Annotated in this window: 24 protein-coding genes; 11 read left to right on the top strand and 13 right to left on the bottom strand. The window is 62.7% G+C overall.

The window, feature by feature from the left end; genetic code table 11:
- Positions 1-104: 104 nt before the first annotated feature.
- From EOC83_RS01045 to EOC83_RS01015, 7 genes are all read right to left on the bottom strand, one after another.
- On the bottom strand, positions 105-1286 hold the full coding sequence (locus EOC83_RS01045) for a serine hydrolase (RefSeq protein WP_063168912.1): 1182 nt from the start codon (positions 1284-1286) through the stop codon (positions 105-107).
- A gap of 37 nt (positions 1287-1323) precedes the next feature.
- Entirely contained in the window at positions 1324-2520 is a 1197-nt protein-coding gene (locus EOC83_RS01040; protein ID WP_024502675.1) for a serine hydrolase, read from the bottom strand.
- Positions 2521-2583: 63 nt separating this feature from the next.
- Complete coding sequence (locus EOC83_RS01035; protein ID WP_013529817.1) at positions 2584-3618, bottom strand: extracellular solute-binding protein; 1035 nt, start codon at positions 3616-3618, stop codon at positions 2584-2586.
- 23 nt (positions 3619-3641) lie between these two features.
- The gene (locus EOC83_RS01030) at positions 3642-4442 is read right to left on the bottom strand and encodes an ABC transporter permease (protein WP_013529816.1); all 801 of its coding nucleotides are present in this window, start codon (positions 4440-4442) and stop codon (positions 3642-3644) included.
- Positions 4435-5355: an ABC transporter permease gene (locus tag EOC83_RS01025; RefSeq protein ID WP_013529815.1), complete on the bottom strand. Its 921-nt coding sequence runs from the start codon at positions 5353-5355 to the stop codon at positions 4435-4437. The genes EOC83_RS01030 and EOC83_RS01025 overlap by 8 nt, the downstream gene beginning before the upstream one ends.
- Positions 5356-5357: 2 nt before the next feature.
- The gene (locus tag EOC83_RS01020; RefSeq protein WP_013529814.1) at positions 5358-6452 is read right to left on the bottom strand and encodes an ABC transporter ATP-binding protein; all 1095 of its coding nucleotides are present in this window, start codon (positions 6450-6452) and stop codon (positions 5358-5360) included.
- 141 nt (positions 6453-6593) lie between these two features.
- Positions 6594-8273, bottom strand: a complete 1680-nt coding sequence (locus EOC83_RS01015; RefSeq protein WP_027161443.1) for an amidohydrolase — start codon at positions 8271-8273, stop codon at positions 6594-6596.
- 154 nt (positions 8274-8427) lie between these two features.
- Here EOC83_RS01015 and EOC83_RS01010 point away from each other — a divergent pair, with 154 nt between their 5' ends.
- The 4 genes from EOC83_RS01010 (at position 8428) to EOC83_RS00995 (ending at position 12275) form a co-directional block, all read left to right on the top strand.
- Positions 8428-9189 carry a TetR/AcrR family transcriptional regulator gene (locus tag EOC83_RS01010; RefSeq protein ID WP_244514233.1) on the top strand — a complete coding sequence of 254 codons (762 nt, stop codon included), beginning with the start codon at positions 8428-8430 and terminating at the stop codon, positions 9187-9189.
- A gap of 26 nt (positions 9190-9215) precedes the next feature.
- Entirely contained in the window at positions 9216-10247 is a 1032-nt protein-coding gene (locus tag EOC83_RS01005) for a histone deacetylase family protein (protein ID WP_024502679.1), read from the top strand.
- Between the two features lie 550 nt (positions 10248-10797).
- Positions 10798-11508 (top strand): LuxR family transcriptional regulator, encoded by a 711-nt coding sequence (locus tag EOC83_RS01000; RefSeq protein WP_063168914.1) that lies wholly within the window; start codon positions 10798-10800, stop codon positions 11506-11508.
- Entirely contained in the window at positions 11505-12275 is a 771-nt protein-coding gene (locus EOC83_RS00995; RefSeq protein ID WP_024502681.1) for a helix-turn-helix transcriptional regulator, read from the top strand. The genes EOC83_RS01000 and EOC83_RS00995 overlap by 4 nt, the downstream gene beginning before the upstream one ends.
- Positions 12276-12309: 34 nt before the next feature.
- On the opposite strand, the gene EOC83_RS00990 is transcribed toward EOC83_RS00995, so the two are convergent.
- The 6 genes from EOC83_RS00990 to motA are packed head-to-tail and all read right to left on the bottom strand — an operon-like array spanning position 12310 to position 17148.
- Positions 12310-12747: a hypothetical protein gene (locus tag EOC83_RS00990; protein ID WP_024502682.1), complete on the bottom strand. Its 438-nt coding sequence runs from the start codon at positions 12745-12747 to the stop codon at positions 12310-12312.
- Entirely contained in the window at positions 12744-13826 is a 1083-nt protein-coding gene (gene flhB / locus EOC83_RS00985; RefSeq protein WP_024502683.1) for a flagellar biosynthesis protein FlhB, read from the bottom strand. The genes EOC83_RS00990 and flhB overlap by 4 nt, the downstream gene beginning before the upstream one ends.
- A gap of 9 nt (positions 13827-13835) precedes the next feature.
- Entirely contained in the window at positions 13836-14846 is a 1011-nt protein-coding gene (locus EOC83_RS00980) for a flagellar motor switch protein FliG (protein WP_013529806.1), read from the bottom strand.
- A gap of 43 nt (positions 14847-14889) precedes the next feature.
- On the bottom strand, positions 14890-15276 hold the full coding sequence (gene fliN / locus EOC83_RS00975; protein ID WP_023809994.1) for a flagellar motor switch protein FliN: 387 nt from the start codon (positions 15274-15276) through the stop codon (positions 14890-14892).
- Between the two features lie 16 nt (positions 15277-15292).
- Positions 15293-16240, bottom strand: a complete 948-nt coding sequence (locus tag EOC83_RS00970; protein WP_013529804.1) for a FliM/FliN family flagellar motor switch protein — start codon at positions 16238-16240, stop codon at positions 15293-15295.
- Between the two features lie 32 nt (positions 16241-16272).
- On the bottom strand, positions 16273-17148 hold the full coding sequence (gene motA / locus EOC83_RS00965) for a flagellar motor stator protein MotA (RefSeq protein ID WP_013529803.1): 876 nt from the start codon (positions 17146-17148) through the stop codon (positions 16273-16275).
- 147 nt (positions 17149-17295) lie between these two features.
- Between motA and EOC83_RS00960 the strand changes: the two genes are divergently transcribed.
- The 7 genes from EOC83_RS00960 (at position 17296) to EOC83_RS00930 (ending at position 23276) form a co-directional block, all read left to right on the top strand.
- On the top strand, positions 17296-19107 hold the full coding sequence (locus tag EOC83_RS00960; protein ID WP_063168915.1) for a DUF1217 domain-containing protein: 1812 nt from the start codon (positions 17296-17298) through the stop codon (positions 19105-19107).
- Between the two features lie 7 nt (positions 19108-19114).
- A complete protein-coding gene (flgF, locus tag EOC83_RS00955; protein WP_013529801.1) occupies positions 19115-19837 on the top strand; it encodes a flagellar basal-body rod protein FlgF in 723 nt (240 codons plus the stop codon).
- A 3-nt stretch (positions 19838-19840) separates the two neighbouring features.
- Complete coding sequence (gene fliI, locus EOC83_RS00950) at positions 19841-21244, top strand: flagellar protein export ATPase FliI (protein WP_024502685.1); 1404 nt, start codon at positions 19841-19843, stop codon at positions 21242-21244.
- Positions 21231-22070 carry a hypothetical protein gene (locus EOC83_RS00945; RefSeq protein ID WP_063168916.1) on the top strand — a complete coding sequence of 280 codons (840 nt, stop codon included), beginning with the start codon at positions 21231-21233 and terminating at the stop codon, positions 22068-22070. The genes fliI and EOC83_RS00945 overlap by 14 nt, the downstream gene beginning before the upstream one ends.
- 80 nt (positions 22071-22150) lie before the next feature.
- Positions 22151-22531: a flagellar basal body rod protein FlgB gene (flgB, locus tag EOC83_RS00940; RefSeq protein WP_013529798.1), complete on the top strand. Its 381-nt coding sequence runs from the start codon at positions 22151-22153 to the stop codon at positions 22529-22531.
- Positions 22532-22533: 2 nt separating this feature from the next.
- Positions 22534-22950 carry a flagellar basal body rod protein FlgC gene (gene flgC / locus EOC83_RS00935; protein WP_013529797.1) on the top strand — a complete coding sequence of 139 codons (417 nt, stop codon included), beginning with the start codon at positions 22534-22536 and terminating at the stop codon, positions 22948-22950.
- A complete protein-coding gene (locus EOC83_RS00930) occupies positions 22950-23276 on the top strand; it encodes a flagellar hook-basal body complex protein FliE (protein ID WP_013529796.1) in 327 nt (108 codons plus the stop codon). Before flgC ends, EOC83_RS00930 begins: the two co-directional genes overlap by 1 nt.
- Positions 23277-23283: the final 7 nt, after the last annotated feature.

Below are 23283 nucleotides of genomic sequence, written 5' to 3'. Positions count from 1 at the left end.
AGCGGCGACCATAGGCGCAGACCTCCGGCCCGCCAACCGCCGCGCTTCGATCAGCCCGGCGGGTCCACAGGAAAGCGTGCGCCAATGTGGCGATCGCGGCGCGCCTAGATCAGCCGGCTCAGCGCCTCGAAGAACGCGACGATCTCGATATCGAGCGGATCGTCGACAGGCTCCGGCTGCGACGACATCTTGGCGATCACCACTTCGGTCCTGGGATCGACATACAGCCACTGGCCATGAATACCGATGCCGCAATAGGCGCCGTTCTCGTGTCCAGTCTGGTACCATTTGTTGCGGTAACGGCCCTTGGGAAACAGTGGCAGCATCGCGCCGCGCTGCCAGGCGTCCGCACTGCCGCCAGTGCTGGTCGTGTCGCGCACCCAGGCTTCCGGTACGATGCGGCGGCCATTGGCCATGCCACCTTGCCGCATCATCTCGCCGACACGCGCCAGGTCGCGCGGCGTCACCGAAATGCCGCCGGCCGTGCGCGCCGTGCCTTCCATGTCGACGCCGATCGAGGCTTCGCTGACAGCGCCGAGCGGCAGCCACAGCTTCTCGCGCATCAGGTCGGTGAACCGCTGGCCCGACGCACGCTCGAGCAGCAGGCCGAGCAGGTCGGAATTCGGCGAGCGGTAGCGGAAGGTCTGGCCATGCGGCTCTGCAAGACGTTGCAGGGTCAGGATGAATTCGCGCAGGCTCTCCGTACCGCCGCCCGGATTCCACAGCGTGGCACGGCGATAGCGGGCGAAAGCACTTTCCGGATCGAGATAGGCTTCCTCGAAATCGAGACTGACGCTCATATCGAGCACATGCCGCACGCTCGCATCGCCATAGGCCGAGCCGGCGGCTTCGGGGATGTAGGCCGTCACCGGCGCTTCCGGGTCGAACACCCCCTCGCCTTCTAGTATGCCGGCAATGATGGCGGTCAGCGACTTGCTGATCGAAAAGATGATGTGGCGGGCGCCGAAATCCATATGCGGCGCGAACCAGTCGCCGACGATCCTGCCGCCTTTCATCACCGTCAGTGCGTCGGTGCTCGAACGTGCGAGAAAATCAGCCACCGTCTCCGGTGTGCCGGCGATCGCGACCTTCTCGCCGAGCAGGCCGCCCATATCGCGCACGGGGATTTCGACAACGCCCGACGTCGCCGCCACCCGGGCGGTCGGCACCAGTTCGCCGAGATTCTGGAACGACCACCGGTTGAACGGGTTCTCGCGCCAATTGGCGAGCACCACCTGGTTGCGCCGGAAGCCATAGCGGGTCTCGAACACGGTTTTGCCGGTCATGGCGTTTCCTTCCGGGTCGTTTCTTCTTTGTGGAGGCTCAGCGAAGTGCCGTGGCGATAGCGTGCACGGCTTTCAGCGTCGCTATGGAATAGGCACCATTGGCGAAATCCGGCCAGGTCGAAAGCTTCACCACGACCATTCCGGTGTTCCAGTCGATATGGATCATCTGACCGAACACGCCGCGGCACATCAGTGCGCGCGAGCGCGGGTCCTCGATCCAGAACTGGTTGCGATAGCTGCCCTCCGGCAGGCTGGGGCTGAAGTCCGGCCCATGCCTGCCGTTGCGCGTGTCCTCGACCCAGCCGGCCGGCACGACGCCGCCACCATTGTCGAGGATCAATTGGCCGAAGCGGCCATAATCGCGCAACGTTGCATTGAAGCCGCCATCGGCCACCGCATAGCCGGCGCTGTCGACGGTGAAGCAGGCGCTTTCGTCGGCGCCGAGCTTTTGCCAGAGCTCTTCCGAAACCAGCTGCGGCAGCCGTTTGCCTGTCACCCGCTCCATGATGAAGGCGAGCACATCGGTCTCGATCGAGCGGTATTCGAATTGAGCCCCGTGCGGGCGGATCGTGTCCTTCAAGCCCAGGATCAGCTCGAACATGTGCGAGGGCCAGCGAAAATCCGGATCGCTGCCCGGCGGCACCGGCTTCCAGCCGGTGGCGACATCGACCTGGCCGATGTCGGAATAGCGGTCGGTATATTCCTCGGAGAAACGCACGCCGCTCGTCATGTCGAGCACATGCTGCACATTGGCGCCGGCCCAGCCGGTGGCGCCGAGCTCCGGCAAATAATCCGTGACCGGCCTGGCCGGATCGATCAGGCGGCGCCCGACCAGTATGCCGAATACCGAACCGGTGACGGACTTGGCCATCGACTGCGACAGGTGCAGCGTGCGCTCACCCATGCCGTTGAAATAGCGCTCATAGGCTATCTTGCCGTCCTTGAGCACCAGAAAACCGTCCGTATAGGTCTCGTCGAGCAGCCCGGCGAGTGTCGTCGGCTTGCCCTCGCTGTCCTCGACCGCCAGCCCGTCAAGATCGACCTCGGCGCGTTCGAGACGGCGGCGATGGCCGTTGCCGCGCCAGACTTCGGCGGTCGGCAGAATTTCACGGATGTGCTGGAACGCCCAGCGGTTCCATGGCGGCCGGTCCCAGTCGAGCTTCGGCGGCACCATGGCGGGCGGCGAGCCCTGCATGATCGGCGGCCGCGGATCGCTGTTGCGATAGGAGTCCATGAAAGGCCATTCCCGGAAAAGAAAGACCCGGCGACATGTGCCGCCGGGTCCGTCATGCAGCGATTACTTCTGCAGTTCGGTCCAGATCTTGGTGTAGATGTCCTGGATTTCAGGCGCGCACATCTTCTGGAATTCGCCCTGTGGCTTCGCTGCGGCCGGAATGACGACTTCCGGCGCATCTTTCATGTCGGCCGGCATGTATTTGTCCGAGCCGGTGATGGCGTTGGCATAGCGGTGGAAGGCCGACAGGCCCGCCGCGTTTTCCGGATCCATGATGAAGTTCTGGAACAGCTTGGCATTGTCGACGTTCTTGGCTTCCTTCAGAACGACCACGTTATCGCTCCACAGGCCGTAACCTTCCTTTGGATAATTGTAGTGGATGGCCGGATTGGCCAGCCGCTGGCGCAGCGCCGAGCCGTTCCAGTCGCTGGTTGCCTTGAAGTCGCCGGCGCCCATCTTCTCGATGGTGTTGTATTCCATGGCGATCCAGTTCGGCTTGGCCGCGACCAGCGTGTCACGCACCTTCTTCAGCACCGCCTTGTCGTCCGTGCACTGCTGGCCGCCGACATATTTGATCGCCGCGAAGATGACGTCATTCATCTCGGGAACGACGTTGACCTTGCCCTTCAGCTCGTCCGGCGTGTTGAAGATGATGCCCCAGCTGTCGGCCGGTCCCTTGTAGGCGTCGGTGTTGACGACGACGCCCACCGTGCCCAGCGCCCACGGCACCGAGTATTTGCGGCCTGGATCGAAGTCGGGGTTGGCCCATTCGGGCGCTACATTCTTGAAGTTCTCCATCTTGCCGGGGTCGGTTTCCAGGACAAGGCCTTCCTTGATCCAGATCGGCACGTAGGTCTGCGAGGGTACCGCAATGTCGAAGCCGGTGCCGCCCTGGCGAACCTTGGCAAGCGCGGTGTCGTTGGAATCATAATCGGTGATGGTCACCTTGACGTTGTATTTGGCCTCGAACTTCTTGATCACGTCGGGGCTGGTGTAGTTGCCCCAATTGTAGATGTTGAGCACGCCGTCGGCGCGGGCCAGGCCCGTCGAGGCGAGCAACGCCAACCCCATGGCGGTTGCTGTTGTCTTCCAGTTCATGGTTTTAACTCCCATTTTTCGGTTCAGTCTCGTTTCCTGCTGACGAAGAAAAACAACGTGACGATGGCAACCGAGAGCAGCAGGAAGGCGGTCGATATCGCGTTGATCTCGGGTGTGATGCCGCGGCGGATCTGGCCGAGCATGTAGGTGGGCAGCGTGTCCTGGCCGCCCGATTTGACGAACTCGGTGATGACGACGTCGTCGAGCGAGATGACGAAGGCCAGCATCAGCCCGGCCAGGATGCCGGGCCACAGAAGCGGCAACGTGATGCGCCGGAACGTCTTCCAGGGCGTCGCGTAGAGGTCGGCTGCGGCACGCTCCAGCGTCAGGTCCATATTCTCAAGCCGCGCCCGGATCGGCAAATAGGCAAAGGGAATGCAGAACGCCGTGTGCGCGGCGACCAGATAGCCGATGCCGGAATAACCGGTGAAGATCTTGATGCGCGAGAAGAAGATCAGCAGCGCCACCCCGGTGACGATCTCGGGCACCATCAGCGGCTGGTTGATCGCCGCATACTTGAAGGTGAGGCCGGGATAGGACGCGGTGCGGGTGGTGGCGAGCGCCGCCATGGTGGCAAAGATCGTGGAGAGCACCGCCGCAATGGAGCCGATCTGGAAGGAACGCAGCGTGGCATCGACGACCTGCGTGTTCTGCCATGCCGACTGGAACCATTTCAGCGAAAAGCCGCCCCATTCGGAGGTCGAGCTCGCCGCGTTGAAGGCATAGATGACCAGCACGATGATCGGCAGATACAGCACGATAAAGCAGGTCGCGGCGATCGCGCTGAATCCTGGCTGGTGCTTGATGGAAAAGTTCTTAGCCATGACGCACCCCCGACTTGCCGGCATTGCGCACATAGGCAAGCAGCGCCACCATGACGATGATCATGACGGCGATCGACAGCGCCGAGCCGAGTGGCCAGTTGCGGCCCTGCCCGAACTGCAATTCGATCAGGTTGGACAGCATCATGTTCTTGCCGCCGCCAAGCACGCTCGGCGTCACATAGGCGCCAAGCGCTGGAATGAAGACCAGGATGGAGCCGGCGATGACGCCCGGCTTGACCATCGGAAAGATAATCCGCCGCAGCACCTGGAAGCGCGTGGCGTAAAGGTCGTAGCCCGCCTCGACCAGCCGGAAATCCAGCTTTTCCATGCTGGCGTAGATCGGCAGCACCATCAGCGGCAGGTAGACATAGGCCATGCCGATCAGGATCGCCGTGTCGGTGTAGAGGATCTGGATCGGCGCCGAGATGATGCCGAGCTTGAGCAGCATTGTGTTGATGATGCCTTCGTTGCGGATGATCTGCAGCACTGCGAAGGTGCGGATCAAAAGGTTGGTCCAGAACGGAATGGTGATCAGGAACAGCCAGAGATCGCGGGTCTTTTCGCTGCGCGTCGCCATGAAATAGGCGGTCGGGAAACCAAGCACCAAGGTGGCGATCGTCGTCACCACCGAGAGCTTGATCGAGCGCAGGAAGATGGTGACGTGGGCGGCGGCGATCGAAAGCGTGTCGTCGAAGATATCGCGTTCCAGAAACACCGCTATCCAGGCTTCCGGCGAGAACTGCCACTTCACGTCGCCATAGGAGCCTGGCGTCAGGAACGAGTACACGAGCACGATCAGCAAAGGGCCGGTCGCGGCGAGGAAAATGACCAGCAGCGCTGGTGCTGACAAAAGCCAGCGGTCACGGACATCGCGCCGCTCCGCTGCCTTGGCGACTTCTTCCGCGGTCGCCATCGTCAGTCCTTCAGGACCTGGGCGGCATCGCTGCCGATGAGGATGCCGACCGCGTCGCCCTTCTCGAAACCGCAGCCCGCGCTGCGCGTGTTCTGCTGGCGTACGGTGAAGAGTTCGCCGCTGTCGAGATGAACATGGATGTGGGTGTCGGTACCGAAATAGACGATATTATCGACCCTCCCCGACAGTTCGCCCTTGGCCTTGGTCAGCTTGGCGTGTTCAGGCCGAACCACGACCGTGGCATTGGGCTTGGGCTGGAAACCCTGGGCCACGGTCGCCTCGATGGTCGCACCGGACTTGAGCGTGGCGCGCGCCTTGCCGTTGGCCATCTCGCTGATGGCGGCCGTCAGGAAGTTGGTTTCACCGATAAAGTCGGCGACGAAGCGTTCGGCCGGCTTGTCGTAGATATCCCAGGGCGAACCGACCTGGAGGATCTTGCCCGATGACATGACCGCGATGCGGTCGGACATGGTCAGCGCTTCTTCCTGGTCGTGGGTGACGAAGATGAAGGTGATGCCGGTCTCGTGCTGCAGCCGCTTCAACTCGATCTGCATCTCCTTGCGCAGCTTGTAGTCGAGCGCCGACAGTGGCTCGTCGAGCAAAAGCACCTTCGGCTGCGGTGCCAAGGCGCGGGCCAAGGCCACGCGCTGCTGCTGGCCGCCGGAGATCTGGCTGGTGCGACGACCGGCGAGTGCCTCCATCTTGACCAGCTTCAGCATCTCGGCGACGCGCGCCTTGATCTCGGCCTTCGGCTTACCCAGCATTTCCAGGCCAAAGCCGATATTGTCGGCGACCGTCATGTGCGGGAACAGCGCATAGGATTGGAAAACGGTGTTGACCGGCCGTTTGAAGGGTGGCAGCGGCGCGATGTCCTGGCCGTAGAGCAGGATTTCACCGGCGGTTGGAAAATCGAAGCCGGCGATCAGCCTGAGCAACGTCGTCTTGCCGCAGCCGGATGGCCCCAGCAACGTGAAGAATTCGTTCTCGCGGATAGATACCGAGACCGTGTCGAGGGCAGCCACCTGCCCCTCACCTGATCCGAAAATTTTGCTGACGTTTACTACTTCAATCGCATTCCGATCCGGTTTGTCCGGCACGATTACGCCTCACTGTTGACCCCGCTCTTGCTGGCGGAGCTCTTCCCCTGTTCGATGTGACCACATGGCCGGTGGGTTGGCAAGCCCGGCATTGGGTCACAGTTCAGTCAGTCATTGAGGCCTGCAAGCCCCATGCCATAGTCAGGCCTGATAGGTGATCTTGCCGCCGCAAATCGTCGTCACCGGCCGCACCTTGTGCAGATCGGCCGGGGCGGTGTTCTCGATATCCATCGACAAAACCACCAGATCGGCCATGTAGCCCGATCTCAGCGTACCCTTGCGGTGCTCGGCGAATTCGGCGTAGGCGCCCTCGATCGTGTAACCGGCGATCGCTTCATGCAGCGAGAAACTCTGGTCCGGGTCGCTTTCTGCCCATGGTTTGCGCAACACTGCCGCCTGAATGCCCAGGATCGGATCGATCGGCGACACCGGCCAATCGGATGCGAAGACGACATGCGCGCCGGCATCCTTCAAGGTCCGCCAGGCATAGCTCAGCGGCCAGCGTGCCGGCCCGATGCGCGACACCGTCGGCTCCAGCGGAAAATCCATGGCGCCGGGCGGATGCGGCGGTTGCATGGAAGCAATGACGCCGAGTTCTGCGAAACGCGGCACATCCGATGTGGTGGTGACCTCGATGTGCTCGACCCGGTGACGGCTGTCGCGCTTGCCGTTCGCCTTCTGCGCCGCCTCATAACCGTCCAGCACCGCGCGCACCGCGCCGTCGCCGATCGAGTGCACCGCGATCTGCAGCCCGCGCCTGTCGGCCGCGACGGCCAGATCGATGAATTGTTGCGGCGTGAACAGCGGCTCGCCCACCCAGTCGGGCCGGTCGGCGTATGGCTCGACCATGACAGCTGTCCAGGAATCGAGCACCCCGTCGTAGAACACCTTGACCATGCCCGACGACAGCCATTCGCTGTTGTAGCTTTCGGCCATATCAGATGCCTTGTCGAGCATGTCGAGCGTCATGAAATTCTTGTAGTGGAACGGGATCTTGACGCGGCAGGGCAAGCCTTCCTCGGCTTCGATCTCGGCCAGCAGCTCAAGCTGATAGAGGTTGCCGTCCATGTTCTGGATCGAGGTGATGCCGTGGCGGGCGCACCAGGCGAGCCCGCGCCGCATGATGTCGCGGTCGGCGTCCCGCTCGGCCGCCGTCGGCATCGGGTCCGGCTCGCCGCCGGTCGACAGCCCCAGCCGCACCCGGCTTTCGCCGGCAAGGTCGAGCACCGGGCCAAAGGCCTCGCCTTCGCGCAATTCGCCGGCGGCCAGTCCATCGTCACCCATGACAATCTCATTGCCAGGGCCGAGCGTACGCCCCTGCAGGATGCCGGCCATTTCCAACGCCTTGGTGTTGGCCCACATGGTGTGATGGTCTGGCGCCGCCATGCAGAACGGACGATCGGGCAAAATGGCGTCGAGGTGATGGCGCGTCACGCGCTCGCTGCCGAGCACGGTGTAGTCGACGCCTTGGCCGACCAGCATCTTCGCGTCGGGCCGGGTAGGCGCATAGTCGCGGATCGCCTTCTGCAGCGCCTCGAAGCCATGTATACCGGTGAGTTGAAGGTGGGCAAGTTCAGCCCCGCCCGAAAACAGATGCATGTGGGCTTCGATGAAACCCGGCAGGACGGAGCCGCCCTTGGCGTCGATTACCTTGGTGGCCGGTCCCTTGAACTCTTCGATGGAGGCGCGGCTGCCGATGGCGATGATTGCGCCGTCCTTGACGGCGACGGCCTCGGCGGTGGGATTGTCGTCGTCGATGGTCAGTACACGACCATTGATGACGATCAGATCCGCATTGTGACCTGCACCTGTGACAGACATCGCGACTCCGCGCTTTTGACGACTGACTGAGACCGACAACCTCTTGGCCAACGACCTGCCACTCCACCGGAGCGGCGCCATGGGACGAAAAAGAATGCCAGCGCGCTGTCTTGGAAATTCCCCTTGTCATCCCAAGAGGCAGCGTGGATAAAGAATGCGACTGATTATTCGCGTTTGTCAACATACCGAATCTGGAATGTATCGTGGACAGCAAGCTCCCACCATGTTGAGACCGGGCGGGGAACGAGGACATCGGACGGTGAAGCGCAGTCTCGACCGCAAAAGCAGGATAGCGCTCGAACCGCGCAAACAGCCGCGGCAAAAACGCTCCAGCAAGGTGGTCGACCGGATTCTCGACGCAGCGCTGGTCTTGACGCGGGAGCAAGGAACCAAGACGCCGACGACGCTGGCCATTGCGCAGCGCGCAGGCTTGTCGGTTGGTTCGATCTACCAATACTTTCCCAACAAGGAAGCCATTCTTCTGGACCTCGCCCGGCGCTGGCTGTCATCCTTTCCCGAGGTGATCGCCAAGCGTATCAAGGTCGCCCCGCCCACCAACCGTGAAGAGTTTCGGCAGGAAGTGCGCAAGCTCTTCATCGACACGTCCAGACTCTACCTCGAAAACGCCAGCCTGATGCCGGTGATCGAGGCCATTTCAGGCAACGCCGACCTCAGGCCGATCCAGAACGAATATGACGAGCAGATCATCGCGCTCTACGCCGCATGGCTGCAGCATGTGAACCCGGCGCTTGAAGACAATGTCGCCAGCCGGCTCGGCGTGCTGATGATGGACGTCGGGCACGCCTGCCGGCTTGTCGGGCTGAAAAGAGACCGCAAGACATACGACCTCATCGAGGACGATGTGGAAAGAATGTGGCTCGCTCTGGTGAGCCCTTATCTCAATCTTGAATCTTGACTGATTTCGCACTTCGAGAGGAATTTATGAAGACTGTTTTCTCCCCCCTTCACGCCGGCCATGCCGGTCAAATGGAACTGGTCACATCAGCCATCGTGCCGGGTTTCGAGAAGCCATCGAGGGCCGAATTCATCAAGGCGCGGGTCGAAAGCGAGAAACTGGGTCCCATCATCGCGCCGCACGAACATGACCTCGCCGCCGCCAAGCGCATCCACAAATCAGACTATATCGACTTTCTCCCGACGGTCTGGCCGCAATGGCTGGAAGCAGGTCTCACAGGCACGGCGATGCCCTTCACATGGCCGACGCGCGGCCTGCGCGGCGACGTGCCGCCAAAGCGCGTCGACGCGCTGCTCGGCTATTATTCCTTCGATGCCGGCGCCACTTTCGTCGAAGGCACGTGGGCCGCGATCAAGTCTTCCTACGACGTAGCGCTGACCGCCGCCGGCCTGCTCAAGGATGGCGAGGCTTCCGCCTTCGCGCTCTGCCGTCCGCCCGGCCACCATGCCGGGGCTGGCTTCATGGGCGGCTATTGCTACATCAACAACGCCGCTGTCGCCGCGCAATGGTTCCGCGACCACGGCGCCAAACGCATCTCGATCCTCGATGTCGACTACCATCACGGCAACGGTACGCAGGAGATCTTCTACGACCGTGCCGACGTCCAGGTGCTCAATCTGCATGGCGATCCGATGGTCGAGTACCCGTTCTTCCTCGGCCATGCCGACGAACGCGGCGCGGGTGCCGGCGAAGGCTTCAACATCAATTATCCGATGCCCTTCGGCACCGACTGGGATGCATGGAACGCCTCGCTCGAGGATGCCTGCGGCAGGCTCGCCGCTTATGCACCGGATGTCGTCATCGTCTCGCTGGGTGTCGATACGTTCGAGAAGGACCCGATCAGCCAGTTCAAGCTGAAGACGTCTGATTATCCCAAGATCGGCCGCCGCATCGCCAGGCTCGGCCTGCCGACGCTGTTCGTCATGGAAGGCGGCTATGCCGTCGAGGAGATCGGCATCAACGCGGTCGGCGTGCTGACCGGGTTCGAGGATCGGTAAATGCCTGTCGTCCAGGAGCATCTGGCGGTTTTGGGACAACGACAGGCATAAGCAAAGGACCACCGGGACCGGGCGGCAACATCGCCCGGCTCCGACTATCGGGCCAAGGCACCCCCTTCGGCACAGCAACCGGCGCGCCCGTCTGTCCAATGCTCCCGAGCCTGGCGAAATCGACCAGCCGCCGAGGTGGCCGGCGAAGACTTTCGCGTCCCGGTCGTCTGTCCAGGGCGCGAAAACCGAGCTGTGAGTCGCGCCGGAGTCCATCAGATTCGATTTTGTCAAATCGCGTTTGATGTCAGATTCAACTGCGGGTAGATTAAACCCGAATCAGCCGGTCCTGGGGGGCGCGGCGACCACCCAAAGTCTTTTGTTCCGGAGCTTTTCCGGCACCAGACGCGGACGGCTTCGCGTTCCCTGAATGGATTCGGGATTTGGTTCGGTGCAGCCCTGCGCCACGCGTGTGTCTTCGTCAAAGTAATGTGTATTCGGGTTCGGCGGCTGACTTCCAGCATCCGGACAGCAGAAACGATTCCGGCCAAAAGCAACGAGAATGAGCAGTCCCGCCGCGCTACTTCAATCCGACACATTGGGCTCGCGCCTGACGTCGCGCGGCGATCTCACCAGCTTTTTCATGCAACTGACCGCCGAGATCGGCGCCGACAGCTACATGCTGGTCGCCATCGTCCACGATCAGGACCGCAACGATGCGCGCATCGTCTCCTCCAACTGGATTTTCGACGCCATCGAGTTGATCGGCAAGCGGCTGATCGCCGGGCTTGCGCAAGGCGCGCTCACCGTCGCGCCCGGCATTCGTCCGCAGCCGCTGGTAGCATCTCACGCGCCCGAAGCTGACGGGTTGATCACCGGCGAGGAAGCCCGCCTTCTCGATGTGCTCGGCCATGCAGAGATCTATTCCCTGCGCCTGAATGTCGGCCGCCAGCGCCTGTTCGCTCTGTTCTCGGCAGCGACAGCCGGCAGCATCGACCAGCCGGCGCTGATGCGGGCGCAGCTGAAATGCTGCTACGCGCTCTCGCACATCCCACAACTGATCGCCGCCGCCGCCATGCAGGATCCGTTGTCGGATCGCGAGCGCGAATGCCTGTTCTGGGTTTCCGAAGGCAAGACCACCGACGAGGTCGCCGTCATCCTTGGCGTCTCCTCCAACACCGTCAACAGCTACATCACCCACGCCATCCAGAAATTCGCGGCCAGCAACCGCGCGATGGCCATCGCCACGGCGATCAGGAGCGGCATCATTTGAAACACGCCGATATCAAGGAAGCCGCCGAAGCCCTTTTCAACGAGCAGCGCAAGCCGTTCGGCGCCTTCACCCTTAGCTCCGAAACCCATCACGCGGTCACCATTCCCGACGCCGTGCGCCGCTGCCGCTGGATCGCCGTCGACATCAACGCCTCGGCTTTCGGCCTGTTCTTCGTCAGCCCCTCGCCCGAACGGGCGCGGCTCGTTCCTTGCCTTGATTCCGACTATCCCGGGATTGCCGTGGCGACGAAGTTCATTTCAGGCGCCAATGGCGAGGAGATCGTGCGTCACACGCGCATCTCGACCGAACCGCGCTGGTGGACGGATGACGGCGTCACCGCCATGGCCGAGATGTTCGGCAATCTCGCCTGGACGCAGCAGATGGCGCCGCTGGCGCCCGGCACCAGCGGCATCGCCTTCCCCGTCCACGCCGACCGCGGCCAATGCGGCCTTGTCGTTTTCCTGGGCTCGGAGATCACCCTGTCGCAGGACGCTCTCTACGAGATCCACGCTCGTTGCTTTTCGTTGTTCGCCGCAGTCGCCCGCATCCGCCCGAGCGATGCCGGCCGCATGCGTGCAATCTCCAAGCGCGAACTCGAATGCCTGAAGCTGACCGCCAACGGCAACACCAGCGAGGAGATCGCGCGACTCCTGAAACTGTCGGTGCACACCGCCAACCAGTATCTGACCCAATCGACCCAGAAGCTCAACGCCGTCAATCGCAACCAGGCCGTTGCCAAGGCGCTGCGGCTGGGCTTGATCGAATAGGGGAATTCGGCAGCGCTTCGAAAGCGACCGACGGTCAGCGATAGGCCAGCGGCTCGACCTTGCGGATACGCGCCTCTTCGATCACCGCTTCGAGCAGCGCCGTGTTGCGCTCCGGGTCTTCGCCCGGCTTCTCGAACGATACGTAGTTGACCGCCACCGACGCGCCGAGCTCGCTCAGCGTCAGCTGGAAATAGACGGTGACGCCGGGCGGCCTCAGTTCCAGATCGAGCACGATGCGCGGGCTGCCGCTCCAGTCGACATGCGCCTCACCACCATGGCCGAGCCGCAGAGTACCCGGCATGAAGAACAACTCAACCGCTGAATCGACCAGGTCCGACAGGCATGCGAAATGCTCCAGCCGGATAAAGGCGATGTAGTCGGCGACATCGATCAGCCTCAGTTCGCCCACCACCTGCTCGATGGCGCTGGCGACGATGATCTCGCGGGATTTTGCGTGCGGTTGCCGGTTCATGAAATCTGTCTGCGCTCAGCCTTTTTCGAGTAGACGATCCGCACCAGTTCGGCGACGGCCTGGTAGAATTGTGACGGGATCACATTATCGACCGAAACTTGCTTGTACATGGAGCGGGCGAGCGCCACGTCCTCGAAGATCGGGATGTTGTGTTCCCGCGCGATCTCGCGGATCTTGAGCGCCACCAGATCCTGGCCCTTGGCCAGCACCATGGGCGCCGAGTCCTCGTCGCGCACATATTTCAGCGCGATCGAGAAGTGCGTCGGGTTGGCGATGATCAGCGTCGCGCGCGGCACCGCCGTCATCATCCGTTTGCGCGCCCGGTCGCGCGCCAGCGAGCGCAGCCGCGACTTGACGATCGGGTCGCCCTCGGACTGTTTGAACTCGTCCTTGACCTCCTGCTTGCTCATGCGCAGATCCTGCTTCCAGTGGAAGCGCGACCAGACGATGTCGACTGCCGCGATCAGCCCCATGACGAAGACGATCGCCACCAGGATGTCGACGGCGATGCCGCGGATGACGAGACCGAAGGCGACCGGATTGGTGATCATCCCGGCGAGCAGCTTGCGGTGGTCTTCCGACAGGGTGAAGCTCAGCACGACGATGGCAAACCCGACCTTGCCGAGTGACTTCAGGAACTCGACCCAACCCTGGATGCCGAACAGCCTGTTCCAACCCTTGGCGATCGAAATACGCGAGAGTTGCGGCCGGACCCGCTCGCCTACGAATTGCGGCATGTTCTGGAACACCGAGGCGCCGACGCCGGCGACGGTCAGCAGCACCATCAAGCTCAGGACGGCGCGGCCGACCTCGAGCAGGACGATCTTGTAAAGCGCGATGACGTCGGTCTCCGTGTCCATCGGCCAGGCTTCCGGCTTCTCCAGGAACATCGACAGGAACATGCCGAGATCGATGATCGCATCCTTGGCGTAGAAGACGGTGAACACCAGTATGGCAACGAACGAGGCAAAGAGCGCTGTCTCCCGCGAATGGGGCAGCTTGCCCTGTTCGATGGTGTCGCGGATCTTCTTTTCCGTCGCCTCTTCGGTTTTCGAATCCTTGTCGACCGCGTCAGCCATGGCGCGGTCCTAGGCGGCGTCTTGGGTCGAGGGGAGTTCGAAGGCGCCTTCGCGCGACAGCCGGATCGTCGTCGTCACGATCGTCTTGCGGGCCGCCATGATATCGGCGAGGGGGATCCCGTCCGAGCCCTGCCCGAGCTCGGCTTCGATCATGCGCCGCGAGCGGGCGCCGATGGCCGACAGCACCGATTCTGCAAGGGCGGCCGACGTGCCACGCAAGGCCAGCGTGACCAGCTCCGTCGATAGCCCGTCGAACAGCAGCACCCGCGCTTTCTGGGTGAGCAGCGGCAGATCGTCGAAAGCAAACAGCCGGGCTCGCACGCCGTCGAGATCAGGCGTGCCGGCGGCTTCCAGATCCTGCATCACCTCCTCGAGCAGCGGCTTGTCGAGTTCGTTGAGGACGCTGGCGACACGCGCCTGTCCGGCCGAGGTATCCTTGGTCGAGGTTTCGGCCAGCACACTGGTGCGCAGCCGGTTTTCGACGATCCTGGCGGCAGCGTCGGGAACATTGGCCATCGTCACCATGCGCTTGATGATTTCTCCACGCATCGGCTTGGTCAGTGTCAGCAGCACGCTCGCCGCCACCTGCGGCGCCAGCTTCGACAACACCATGGCCGCTGTCTGCGGATGCTCACCGGCCAGGAAGGCGCCAAGCCGCGCCGGTTCGAGCTTTTCGAGCTCGGGCCAGATCGGCGGCGGGCCTTCCGGTGCGACCTCGAATTTCCTGTCGCCCATGATCGCGCTCATCTCTTCGGGCGAGAGCGATTCGTTGAGGATGGTGTCCATCCTGTCGGCGGAATCGAGCAATCCCGCCCCTTCGGTGAATTCGGCCTCGAACTCAGCGACAATGCGCTCAAGATCGCTTTGCGGAATCGTCCGCAGCAGCCGGGCGCCCTCGATCAGGGCCTTCAGTTCTTCCTGCTTGAAGAATTTCAGCAGGCGGCTGGCCGACGGCTTGCCCATCGCCACAAGTATGGCGGCCGCCTTCTGCGCGCGGGTCAAGGTCACCGGCGTCGTCATGCCACTCGCCTCCGCTGCCACCGGCAAGCCCCGCAAACCATGTCTAGGCGCCCTTCGTGCCGGCGATGATTTCGGTCAGCCTGATGCCGAAGCGCGAAGGATCGCTTTCCAGAACGGTTATCTCGCCGCGCGCGATCTTTCGGCCGTTGACCACGACGTCGACAGGTTCGCCGATGCGGCGATTGAGCGCCACGGTCGACCCTTTTTGCAGCGCCATCAGATCGGAGACCGGCATCTCGGTGCTGCCGAGGATGATCTGGACATCGACGGGGATGTTCATGATCACGCTCGAATTGGCCGATGAGGCCGCCCTGAACGCCGCATCGGGACGTTGCTCCTCTTCATGCAGGACCCCGCGCAACTCTTCGATGGCACGGTCGAGTTGCTCGTCCGGCTGGTCGAGGTCGGCTTCCGCCTTGGTTTTGGCCATGATCGTCTCCAAATGCTCAGGCGCGTCCGGCGGCAGCCGGCATCAGCCCGTCGATAAAGTCCTGCCCGGCATCGTAAGGTTGCCTGATCCGGACGGTGTAATTCTGTCCCAGTTTGCCGAACTCGCATACGAACAGCGTCTTGCCCCGTGCGCTGAGACGCGCCTGGGACTGGGCCGTTTCCTCGAATTCGATGACGTCGCCGATTTCGAAACCGGCGAGGTCGCCGAGCGTCAGCCGCGCCAGCGGCATCGTGGCCTCGAGCGCCACGGTGGAGCGCATCACCTCTTCCGAAAAGCGGGCGCGCCAGCTGGGGCCGTGATCGTCGTCGCTGACAGGCACGGCTCCGTCGCGGCTGGCCAGCACGACGCGCTGCGGCATCGTCACCGTCACGGTGCCACTGTCGGCCGGCGTCGAGATGCCAAGCACGATGCGGATTGCCGCGCCATCGCGCAGCACGTACCGCTTCGCCTCGGTGCCCGACATTGCCCGCGGCGCGGGCAGGCGCAGGTCGAGCGAACGCTTTCCCGATCCGTTGAGGGCCTGTGCGACCTGCTGGAACACCATGGTCGAAACATCGATTTCGATTTGCGACAGATCGCGTTCGATCGGCGATGCCGGCAGATCCGGGTCGCCGCCGAACAGCGTGCAGACCATGATGGCGATCGCCGGAGCATCGATTACCAGGGTCATCGCATCGGAGGACGCCGACGAGCCGATCACGGTCATCGCAAACGTGTCGCCGGCACGCGAACGCGCCTCGGGAACGCGGCTGACCTCGATCGCTTTGAGATCGACGACGACCGGAACGCCAAACTCGCTGGTCAGGGTTTTCTGCAGCAGCGGCACGGCGCGTTCGGCCATGGCGCGGCCTGCGTCGATGACCTGCGCGGCCTCACCGCTGTCGCCGACCAGACGCTCGATGATCAGCGAGCGCGCTTCCGCTGGACTGCCCAGGCTGGTCATGACAGTGCCGGGACCGATCTGTCGCGCATCGTTCAGGCGGCCTTCTTTTCGACGGTGCCGGTATTCATCGTGCTCTGCTCGACCGCGTCGATCGTCGGCCGTTCATAGGACGAGATGGTCTTGCGGCCGAACTCGATCGCCACCTGCGGCAGCGCGCCGTTCATGTAGGCCAACAGCGTCTGCTTGACGATGATATAGAGGCGGTTCTTCTTCTCGCGCACTGTCTTGATCTTGGTGGCGACCGGTCCGACCACAGAATAGGACAGGAAGATGCCGAGGAACGTTCCGACAAGCGCGGCACCAATCAAACCGCCGAGAATTTCCGGCGACTGGTCGAGCGCGCCCATCGCCTTGACCACGCCGAGCACGGCGGCGACGATGCCGAGCGCCGGCAGGCCATCGCCCACCGCCACCATCGCGTGATAGGCCTTCATCTTGTCGGACCTGATGGTCTGGATTTCTTCGTCCATCAGCGCCTCGATCTCGTGCGAGCGGGCATTGCCGATGATGATGATGCGGCAGTAGTCGCAGATGAAATGCGTCAGATCGTGGTTATGCAGCACGGTTGGGAACGCCTGGAAAATCGCCGACTCTTCCGGATTGTCGATATGCGCCTCGACCTCGCTGCGGGATTTCGAGCGCAGCTCGCGCATCAGCGAGTGCAGCACGCCGAGCGTTTCGAGATAGTCCTGTTCCTTCGGCACCGCCTGCTTGAAGGCTTCGAGAATGCCCTTGCCGGTATCCTTGACCGTCTTCATCGGATTGGCGACGAGGAAGGTGCCAAAAGCCGCACCACAGATGATCACTGCCTCCCAGGGCTGGATCAGCACGTGAAGATGGCCGCCCATGGCCATGAAGCCGCCAAGGACGCAGCCGAGCGTTACCACCAGTCCAATCAGAATGCCCACGACAGGTCCTTCCGCATTTCACATCAGGAGCTAGGGATAGCCCCCGTGCCTTGTGTGAGGCTTGAATCGAAGGCGTCGGAGACGATTCAGTTTCGCGCAAGGAAGTAGGGGTATTGTCCGGACATAGCTTCGGCCGGAGGCACCTCTTTGCTTAATACCTTTACCAGCTACCAGCTCATCACCAGGGACATTTCAAAGTCGATCGACAGGATCGAGCAGCAGCCCGTGGTTGATCGCGACACCAAGTATTATCTGGACAACATCACCAAGGTGAAATCGATCGACGATTTCGTCAAGAATGACCGTTTGTTCAAATATGCCATGAAGGCCTACGGGCTCGAGGACATGGCTTACGCCAAGGCCTTCATGGTCAAGGCACTCAAGGAAGGCGTCTCCGATCCCAACAGCTTCGCCAACAAGCTGACCGACAAGCGTTACGCCGAATTCGTCAGGGCCTTCAATTTCGCCGCCAACGGCACCAGTACGACTGTCTACAACAAGGCGCAGCAACTGGTGACCAGCAACTATGCGCTGCAAGTCCAGATCGGCGCCTCGCAGAAGGGGCTCCCTTACTACCAGAGCGAAACCGCCTACTACGTCACCAACATCGCCAAGGTTAGATCGGTCGACGACCTGATGGGCGACAGCCGCCTGCTGACATATGCGATGGCCGCTTTCGGACTCGACGCCGCAACCGAACCTGCCGCAACCGTCAAGGCGATGCTCGAAGGTGGCGTCAGCGATCCCGACAGTCCCGCCAACAAACTGCCCGACAAGAGCTACGCCAAATTCGTCGCAGCCTTCGACTTCGCCCAGTATGGCGATCAGACGACCATGCGCGACGATGTCCAGCAGGCGGTGCCGAAAGGATACATGGCCGGAGCCGGACTGACATTGGTCGAGCCAAGCGCGCAATATATCAAGGGCGAGGCCGATTATTACGCGGCAAACATTTCCAAGGTGACGTCGATCGACAACCTCATGGCGGACAAGCGCCTGCTCACCTTCGCCATGGCTTCCTACGGACTTGATGCGTCAACCGAAACGCCGCAGCAGATCCGCACAATGCTCGAGGGCGGCGTCAGCGACCCCGACAGCCCAGCAAACAAGCTGACGGATAAACGGTACGCCAACTTCGTCACGGCCTTCAACTTTGCCCAATATGGCGATCAGACAACGTCGCGCGACGAAGTGCAGAAAGACACCCCGAAAATCTATACGACGGAGTCGGCGCTTGGCCTGATCGCGCCGAATGCGGACTACATCAAGTCGGAGACCGCGTACTACCTTGCCAACGTCACGAACGTGAAATCCATCGACGACCTGATGGCCAACAGCCGATTGTACAACTACGTGCTCTCGGCCTACGGACTGGACCCGGCGACGGAAAGCAAGGACCTCATCCGCAACGTTCTTGCCGGCGGCATTCGCGACGCCGACAGCGTCGCCAACAAGATGACCAACAAGGCCTATGCCGGGCTGGCCGCCGCCTTCAACTTCGAACAACATGGCGAAGCGGCCACCACCATCAATCCGGCGCAGCAGCCGACCGTCGACAAATACATGCGCCAGACCCTCGAAGAGGATGCCGGCCAGACCAACCAGGGCGTGCGGCTGGCGCTTTATTTCGATCGCAAGGCCCCAACCATCACCAGTTGGTATGACGTGCTGGCCGACACTGCGCTTGCCAGTGTCGTGCGCACCGTGCTCGGCCTGCCCGATTCCTTCGCCACCGCCGATGTCGACAAGCAGGCGCAGCTGTTCGAGCAGAAACTCGACATCTCGGATTTCTCCGACCCCGAGAAACTCGGCAAGTTCCTGACGCGCTTCACCAGTATGTACGAGATCAACAACCCGACTTCATCGGCCGTCACCTCGGTCAGCGTGCTGTTTGCCCAGCCACTCACCGTCGGCATCTCCACCGACCTGATGATGGCCATGCAGAAACTGAGGTTCTGAGACCATCATGCGGGACAGCCTGTACGTCGCTCTTTCATCGCAGATCGCGCTCGAGCGGCGCCTCGACACCATCGCCGACAACGTCGCCAACGCCTCCACGATCGGCTTTCGCGCCACCGGCGTGAAGTTCGAGGACGTCGTCTCTGGCACCGGGCAGAAATCGGTGTCATTCGCCTCCCCGGGCAAGACCTACCTTTCCGGCGCCCACGGTGCCTTGAGCGAGACCGGAAATCCCTTCGATTTCGCCATCCAGGGCGATGCCTGGTTCGCTATAGAGACGCCGGTCGGCACCGTCATGACCCGCGACGGCCGTTTTTCGATGAACGAGAACGGCGAACTGATGTCGATCGAAGGCCACCCGGTGCTCGATGCCGGCGGCTCGCCGATCCAGCTTGACCCCCGCAACGGTCCGCCCAAGGCCGGGGCCGATGGTTCGTTGCGCCAGAACGATCAGCTTGTCGGATCGATCGGCCTCTACAATTTCGATCCAGGCGCGAACTTCGTCCGCTATGGCAATTCCGGCATTGTTCCGGCACGCACCCCGGAGCCTGTCACCGATCGCTCCGATATCGGCGTTGCCCAAGGTTTTCTCGAAGAGTCCAATGTCAATCCGGTGCTGGAGATCACCAGGTTGATCATGGTCCAGCGCGCCTTCGAGAACACGGCCGCCCTGATGCGCCAGACCGACTCGTCCACCGACGAGGCGATCAAGACGCTCGGCTCGAAATAGTCCATGTCGCTCGACCAGCCATCCCTGCGGGCACTCGAAAGACAACTCCAGCCGGCACCGGAAGACCGGCTTGCCGCCCTGGAACGGGTCTGGCGGCGTTTCGCCGACGCCGAGGCACTGCTCAAGCGCGGCGGCCGCGTCATCGAAGTCACGCCCACGCACTACAAGGTGCACGGCCTTTCCGGCTTCGCCAGGCTGGGTGACATCGTCGAGCAGCCCGGCCATGCCGGTGCGCGCCGCGGCGAGATCGTCAAGATCGGCCGCGACGAGGCCGTCGTGGCACCCTTCGAACGCAGCGCCGATTCCGGCATCGGTGATGCCGTGTTCCGCCGCGGTCCGCTTGTGGTGGCACCGCATGCCTCATGGCGCGGCCGCACCATCGACGCACTCACCAGGGCGATCGATGGCGGCCCGCCGCTCGCCCGGGGAGACGACACATCGCGCGGCGCCCAGACGACGCCGGGCGCCATGGCGCGGCAACGCGTCGGCACTGCCTTCATGACCGGCGTCAAGGTCATCGATATCTTCACGCCGCTCTGCTTCGGCCAGCGCCTCGGCATCTTTGCCGGCTCCGGCGTCGGCAAGTCGACGCTGCTCGCCATGCTCGCCGGAGCCGACGCATTCGATACCGTCGTGGTGGCCCTCATCGGCGAACGCGGCCGGGAAGTCCGTGAATTCCTCGAGGACACGATCGGCGACAGCATGGCCAAGACCATCGCCGTCGTCGCCACCAGCGACGAAAGCGCCATGATGCGCCGGCGTGCGCCGGACACCGCCATGCGCGTCGCCGAGCATTTTCGCGACCAGGGGCATCGCGTTTTGCTGGTGCTGGATTCGATCACCCGCTTCGCTCACGCCTTGCGTGAGGTGGCGACGGGAACCGGCGAGCCGCCGGTCGCCCGCGGTTATCCGGCCTCGGTGTTCACCGAATTGCCCAAGCTGCTCGAACGCGCCGGGCCGGGTACGGAAGGCAAGGGATCGATCACCGCCATCATTTCCGTACTGGTCGACGGCGACGATCACAACGACCCGGTCGCCGATTCCGTGCGCGGCATCCTCGACGGCCATGTCGTGCTCGACCGCACGATCGCCGAACAGGGTCGCTACCCCCCCGTCAACCCGCTGTCGTCCATATCGCGGTTGGCCGGAAAGGCCTGGAGCGTCGAACAGCGCGCGCTGGTGACAAGGCTGAAGTCGATGATCTCGCGCTTCGAGGACACACGCGATATCCGCTTGCTCGGGGCCTATCAGGGCGGCGTCGATGCCGAACTCGACATCGCCGTGCGCCAGGTGCCGCTGATCTATGAAGCGCTGACGCAAGGGCCGAAGGATCGCCCCTCAGCCGACCCGTTCTCCGATCTCGCCCGCCACCTCAAGAGCAAGCTGAACGCCGATGCCGGAGACTGAACGCGAATACACCGAGCGCATCCTGCGCGACATGATCGCCGAGGCCAATGCCGCGCAGCAGGCAGAGGCTGACACGGCGAGAACCGCCAAAGCAAAGGCCGCCCGTGCCATCGCGGCCAAAGCCGAGGCCGTTCTGGCCAGAGCCGTCAAGCCAATCCTGCCACGGGCTGGCAAAGCCGATCCTGATCTGGCCAGGCCCGTCGAACCCGCTCTGTCCCGGGCTCCCCAGGCGGTGGCTGCCGAGATGACGCAGGCCAGCCGGGAATCGCTGATCGACGGCCTGTTCCCGCGCACCGAATGGCCGCAGCCGCCAAAGGCGCCGTTTCCCCGACTGGAGAAGAAGTCCGACCGACGCAGCGATTTCGTCATTGCCGCGCTCGGCATCGCGCTCGGCCTGATCTGCGCCCTGTTCCCCTGGTATATCTTCTTCAACCAGGACCAGTTTGGCGTCCAGGCGATGAAGTTCGGCGGCACAGGCTCTAATTCCGGGCGAGCGGGCGGCGGCGTGGTCGCCGAACGCAGCGCGCCGCTGACGGCAAAGGACGTTCCCGCGGCCAATCTCGATCTTCTTGCCACGGGGACGGTGCGGGATGATGCCGATCCCGCAGCCGCATCCGACGAGCAACCGTTTCCGGCCGACGCGGCGAAATTCCGCATGGTTCATGTCGCCAACGGCCGCGCCATGATCCAGGACGACGCTGGCCTCTGGATGGTCCAGCGCGGCTCGATACTGCCGGATTCCAGCAAGGTATCCTCCATCGAGCAGCGCAACGGCAAATGGGTCATGATCACCAGTGCCGACCAGGTGATCGAACTGTCCCGATAAACGATCTCCGGCTTCCGGCCATCCGCAAGGCCCGCGCAAGACTGGCGGCCTAGTCTCTGGGTACCTGCTCGGAGATTCCCATGGAGCCCGTTTCCCTTTTCGACCTCGCCGCCAAGCAAGCGCAATGGCTGGCCGTGCGCCAGTCGGCCGTGGCCGGCAACATCGCCAATGCCAACACGCCAGGCTATACGGCAAACGACGTCGAGCCATTCGAAAAAGTGCTCGACCGCGCCGCCGTATCGCTGCAGGCCACCCAGGCCGGCCATCTCGGCAATGCAGCGACCAATGCCGGCTTCACCATCAAGCCGCAGGAAGATGACGGCGTTGTCATGCCGTCCAAGAACTCGGTCGTGCTGGAAGACCAGTTGCTGAAGGCCGGCGAGGTGCGCCGGTCCTTCGAGCTCAACACGGCGATCGTCAAGGCGTTCCATTCGATGATGATGATGGCGGTGAAGAGCTGACCATGGACGCACTGACCGCAGCCCTCAAAGTCGCAGCATCCGGCCTCGGCGCCCAGTCGGAACGCCTGCGCGTGGTTTCCGAGAACCTCGCCAACGCCCAGTCGACGGGCACCGCGCCCGGCTCCGACCCTTATCGCCGCAAGACCATCAGCTTCGTCTCCGAGCTCGACCGGGCCTCCGGCAGTTCAACGGTTGCAGTGAACTCGATCGATCGAGATCCCAGTGACTTTCCAGTCGAGTTCCAGCCCGGCAACGAGGCCGCCGACGAGAAGGGCTACGTCAAGATGCCCAACGTCAACGTGCTGATCGAAATGGCCGACATGACCGAGGCCAATCGCTCCTACGAGGCCAACCTTCAGGTGGTCAAGCAGGCCCGCGACCTGATTTCCATGACCATCGACCTGATGAGGAACCAGTAATGATCAGCGGTATCGGAGCCCTTCAGTTCAAGCCGTCGATCGGCGGCGATGACGCCGCCACAAGCCTGCTCCAGGGCGGCGCGACACCGTCGGCCGGTGGCAATGTCGGCACCTCCTTTGCCGAGGCGCTGAGCCAGGCAGCCTCCAAGACCGTCGACACGATGCAGAATGCCGAGCAGGTATCGATGCAGGCGCTCAAGGGCGATGCCGACACCCGCCAGGTGGTCGACGCCGTGATGAGCGCGCAGCAGGCGCTTCAGACCGCCGTCGCGATACGCGACAAGGTGGTCTCTGCCTATCTCGAAGTCAGTCGAATGGGCATCTGAGGAATTC

The organism is Mesorhizobium sp. Primo-A (assembly GCF_003997175.1).
GTDB classification, from domain to species: Bacteria; Pseudomonadota; Alphaproteobacteria; order Rhizobiales; family Rhizobiaceae; genus Mesorhizobium; species Mesorhizobium ciceri.
This window is presented reverse-complemented; position numbering and strand designations above follow the sequence as displayed.

Coding starts and splice junctions, on each gene's coding strand:
- EOC83_RS01005 (WP_024502679.1), top strand. CDS start 9,216: ATGAAGACTGTTTTCTCCCCCCTTCACGCCGGCCATGCCGGTCAAATG.
- flgC (WP_013529797.1), top strand. CDS start 22,534: ATGGACGCACTGACCGCAGCCCTCAAAGTCGCAGCATCCGGCCTCGGC.
- EOC83_RS01025 (WP_013529815.1), bottom strand. CDS start 5,355: ATGGCGACCGCGGAAGAAGTCGCCAAGGCAGCGGAGCGGCGCGATGTC.
- flgB (WP_013529798.1), top strand. CDS start 22,151: ATGGAGCCCGTTTCCCTTTTCGACCTCGCCGCCAAGCAAGCGCAATGG.
- EOC83_RS00930 (WP_013529796.1), top strand. CDS start 22,950: ATGATCAGCGGTATCGGAGCCCTTCAGTTCAAGCCGTCGATCGGCGGC.
- EOC83_RS01035 (WP_013529817.1), bottom strand. CDS start 3,618: ATGAACTGGAAGACAACAGCAACCGCCATGGGGTTGGCGTTGCTCGCC.
- EOC83_RS01015 (WP_027161443.1), bottom strand. CDS start 8,273: ATGTCTGTCACAGGTGCAGGTCACAATGCGGATCTGATCGTCATCAAT.
- flhB (WP_024502683.1), bottom strand. CDS start 13,826: ATGGCTGACGCGGTCGACAAGGATTCGAAAACCGAAGAGGCGACGGAA.
- fliN (WP_023809994.1), bottom strand. CDS start 15,276: ATGGCCAAAACCAAGGCGGAAGCCGACCTCGACCAGCCGGACGAGCAA.
- fliI (WP_024502685.1), top strand. CDS start 19,841: ATGTCGCTCGACCAGCCATCCCTGCGGGCACTCGAAAGACAACTCCAG.
- EOC83_RS00990 (WP_024502682.1), bottom strand. CDS start 12,747: ATGAACCGGCAACCGCACGCAAAATCCCGCGAGATCATCGTCGCCAGC.
- EOC83_RS01040 (WP_024502675.1), bottom strand. CDS start 2,520: ATGGACTCCTATCGCAACAGCGATCCGCGGCCGCCGATCATGCAGGGC.
- EOC83_RS01000 (WP_063168914.1), top strand. CDS start 10,798: ATGAGCAGTCCCGCCGCGCTACTTCAATCCGACACATTGGGCTCGCGC.
- EOC83_RS00980 (WP_013529806.1), bottom strand. CDS start 14,846: ATGACGACGCCGGTGACCTTGACCCGCGCGCAGAAGGCGGCCGCCATA.
- EOC83_RS00945 (WP_063168916.1), top strand. CDS start 21,231: ATGCCGGAGACTGAACGCGAATACACCGAGCGCATCCTGCGCGACATG.
- EOC83_RS01045 (WP_063168912.1), bottom strand. CDS start 1,286: ATGACCGGCAAAACCGTGTTCGAGACCCGCTATGGCTTCCGGCGCAAC.
- EOC83_RS01010 (WP_244514233.1), top strand. CDS start 8,428: ATGCGACTGATTATTCGCGTTTGTCAACATACCGAATCTGGAATGTAT.
- flgF (WP_013529801.1), top strand. CDS start 19,115: ATGCGGGACAGCCTGTACGTCGCTCTTTCATCGCAGATCGCGCTCGAG.
- EOC83_RS01030 (WP_013529816.1), bottom strand. CDS start 4,442: ATGGCTAAGAACTTTTCCATCAAGCACCAGCCAGGATTCAGCGCGATC.
- EOC83_RS00970 (WP_013529804.1), bottom strand. CDS start 16,240: ATGACCAGCCTGGGCAGTCCAGCGGAAGCGCGCTCGCTGATCATCGAG.